The sequence below is a fragment of the Actinomycetota bacterium genome (genome assembly GCA_030776725.1).
Lineage (GTDB): Bacteria > Actinomycetota > Nitriliruptoria > Nitriliruptorales > JAHWKO01 > JAHWKW01.
Map to the genome: position 1 here is coordinate 1 of JALYHG010000166.1, position 2,502 is coordinate 2,502.

Consider the following 2,502-nt stretch of genomic DNA (forward strand, 5'->3'; position numbering starts at 1 on the left):
GCAGTTCCGGCAGCCGGCTGTCGTCGGCGCCGATGGCCGCCACATCCACCAGGCCGAACCCCGCCGCGGCGGTGACGGGCGCCGCAACGGTCGGGTCGCCACCACGGTGGTCTGCTGCTCGCAGCGCAAACCCCGTACGAGCTGTGCGACGTATGCCTCGGCGCCTCCGGGGTTGGGGCTGTCCAACAGGTAGGTGACCCGCCTCACCGGGGGATCCAAACCGTCTCGGGCGAGCCGTCCAGGATCCGGTCTGCCCACTGGTAGCCCTGCATGAAGGAGTGGTCCATGTTGCCGATCTCGTACAGCCAGGCGCCGAATCGCCCCCTCGCGGCGATCCCCAACGAGTTGAGCCACGGCTGGATGACGGCCAGTGCCGCGTCCCGCCCCAGGGACGGCACCGGGTAGGTCTTGTCCGGCGAGCAGCGCCACACCGCCAAGATGCGGTCGTCGTCGCGGAGCATCCCGACCGTCCGCAGCCCCGCGACGACCCGGGCCTCGATGGTCGCTGCGTCCTGGGGTCGCCGCGGCGACGTGCCGGTTTCGGTCAGGAGCAGGGTCTGATCCGGGCGGGGCGTGACGTGCGGCGAGTAGTGCGACAGGTAGGTGACGCGGTAGAAGGGCACGTCCGCTTCGGGGAAGTAGACCCAGGTCCGGTCGCTGTCGTCGTCGCGGTCGATGCCGACACCCACGACATGCGTCCCCGATGAGAGCAGGTCGGCCGCGGCACGACGCACCGCCGCAGGTGCGCCGTCGACGATCGCCACCAGGTCATCCAGCGGCATGGTCGACAGCAGGACGTCGTAGCGCCAGCGTCGGCCGCCTGCCGTGGTCACCCGTCGCGTGACGGGATCTATGGCGACCACCGGATGGCTGCGGCGCAGGTAGGGCTCGAGCGGCGCGGCCATGCGCTCGTAGAGCGTCCCGGTCCCGCCGTGCAGCGGGTAGCGGAACGTCGCGTTGGGGCCCCAGTTGGCCTGGTTCTCGCCGAGCAGGACGTTGCGCAGGATCTGGTCGACGTCCACGACGGATACCCGCTCGGCGATCCAGTCGAAGCTCATCGCCGACGGCGGGGTTGCCCACACCTTCTGGTTGTACGGGAACATGAAGTGGTGGGCGATCCCCTCGCCGAACACCCCGAGGACCCACTCTTGGAAGTCGCCGGGGTCGTGGTCCCGGCGCTGAGCCTCGATCAGGCCGCGCAGGCATTCGTAGACCGTCTGCGGCTGCAGACCGCGGATGTTGTTCTGGAACGGGTAGGGGATGTCGCGGCCCTCCATGTGCACCCAGGCGCGGCGGCCGATCTCGGTGTAGTCCTCGCCCATCAGTTCGTCGACGACCCGGGGCGGTGGGCGTCGTAGTGGCTGAACAGCACATGGCCGCCGATGTCGTAGGTGAAGCCGGCCTCGTCCATCTCCGAGCGCGCCAGGCCGCCAACCGTGTCGGTGGCTTCGAGGATCACGAAGTCGTCGTAGCCGCGCTCACGCAGACGCCAACCGGCCGCCAGCCCGGTCGGACCCGCACCGATGATGACCACGCGGCCGGTCACCGGGCCGCTCGTGACCGCAGCGCATCGACGGTGGCGAGGACCCGGTCGGCAGCGAGATCGGAGGCACAGCGGAAATCGATCGGGCACTCCAGGAGCCCGCAGGGAGAACAAGCAACCGGTTCGCGGACCATCGGGTGGAGCGGGTCGTCATAGGCCCAGCGGCCCGGGTCCCCGGACAGGAAGACCGTCACGCTCGGCACCTCGAGCGCGACAGCGAGGTGCGCCGGCCCGCTGTCGTTGCCGACGAGCAGCGCCGCGTCGGCGAGCAGCGCGGCGAACCCCCCGAGGTTCGTCGCGCCCGAGAGGTCGACCACCTCGCAACTTGCTCGCCGCGACAACGCCGACGTGGCGTCGACCTCCTCGGCGGTCCCGGTGACGACGACGCGCAGACCTCGCCGGGAGATGCCCTCGGCGACCTGCGCGAACCGTTCGGGCGGCCACCGACGGCTCGCGGCGCTGGCACCGGGGTGGACGACGGCGTAGGTGCCGGGCACCAAGCGGTGGCGGATGCGGATCGACGACGCCTGCTCGCGGTCGGCGTCAGTGACCGCGAACTCCAGGCGCCGGTCGGTGGTGGGCACGCCCAGGAAAGTCAGGAGCTGCAGATGGCGGTCGATCTCGTGCTCGCCGATCGGGTAGGGCAGGTGGGTGGCCAGGTCTGCCTGCCACGCGCCGGGCATGAAGAACCCCGCCGTCCGGCGTGCGCCGAGCGCCTCGGTCGCCTCGTTGGCGGCCGCCCTCGAACCGTACACCTGGATCGCCAGATCGAACTCCCGCTCCTTGACCTCCTCCAAGAACGACGGCAGCCGGTCGTGGTCGACGGGACGGTCGGGGATGCCGGGCCATCCCGGGAACTCGAGGAACTCGTCGACGTAGTGACGCTGCCGTTCCAAGACGTTCCCGATCCCCGGGTAGGTGATCATCACCACCTCGAGGTCGGGACGCGCCCGGCGCAG

The 2,502-nt window shown here is 70.5% G+C and carries 4 protein-coding genes; 1 reads left to right on the forward strand and 3 read right to left on the reverse strand.

Translation table 11 applies throughout. The features are described 5' to 3' along the window. A partial coding sequence (locus tag M3N57_07785; protein ID MDP9022583.1) for a hypothetical protein occupies positions 1 to 193 on the forward strand: 193 nt, incomplete at its 5' end. Positions 194 to 203: 10 nt separating this feature from the next. On the opposite strand, the gene M3N57_07790 is transcribed toward M3N57_07785, so the two are convergent. The 3 genes from M3N57_07790 to M3N57_07800 form a co-directional block, all read right to left on the reverse strand. Then, positions 204 to 1,322: an amine oxidase gene (locus tag M3N57_07790; protein MDP9022584.1), complete on the reverse strand. Its 1,119-nt coding sequence runs from the start codon at positions 1,320 to 1,322 to the stop codon at positions 204 to 206. Beyond that, positions 1,322 to 1,546 carry an NAD(P)-binding protein gene (locus M3N57_07795; protein MDP9022585.1) on the reverse strand — a complete coding sequence of 75 codons (225 nt, stop codon included), beginning with the start codon at positions 1,544 to 1,546 and terminating at the stop codon, positions 1,322 to 1,324. The genes M3N57_07790 and M3N57_07795 overlap by 1 nt, the downstream gene beginning before the upstream one ends. Further along, positions 1,543 to 2,502, reverse strand: a 960-nt coding sequence (locus M3N57_07800) for a glycosyltransferase family 9 protein (GenBank protein MDP9022586.1), incomplete at its 5' end; no start/stop codon positions are given. The genes M3N57_07800 and M3N57_07795, both read right to left, overlap by 4 nt.

What these genes read in the sequence shown, in the direction of transcription:
- M3N57_07790 (MDP9022584.1), bottom strand. Translation starts at nt 1,322, where the DNA reads ATGGGCGAGGACTACACCGAGATCGGCCGCCGCGCCTGGGTGCACATG.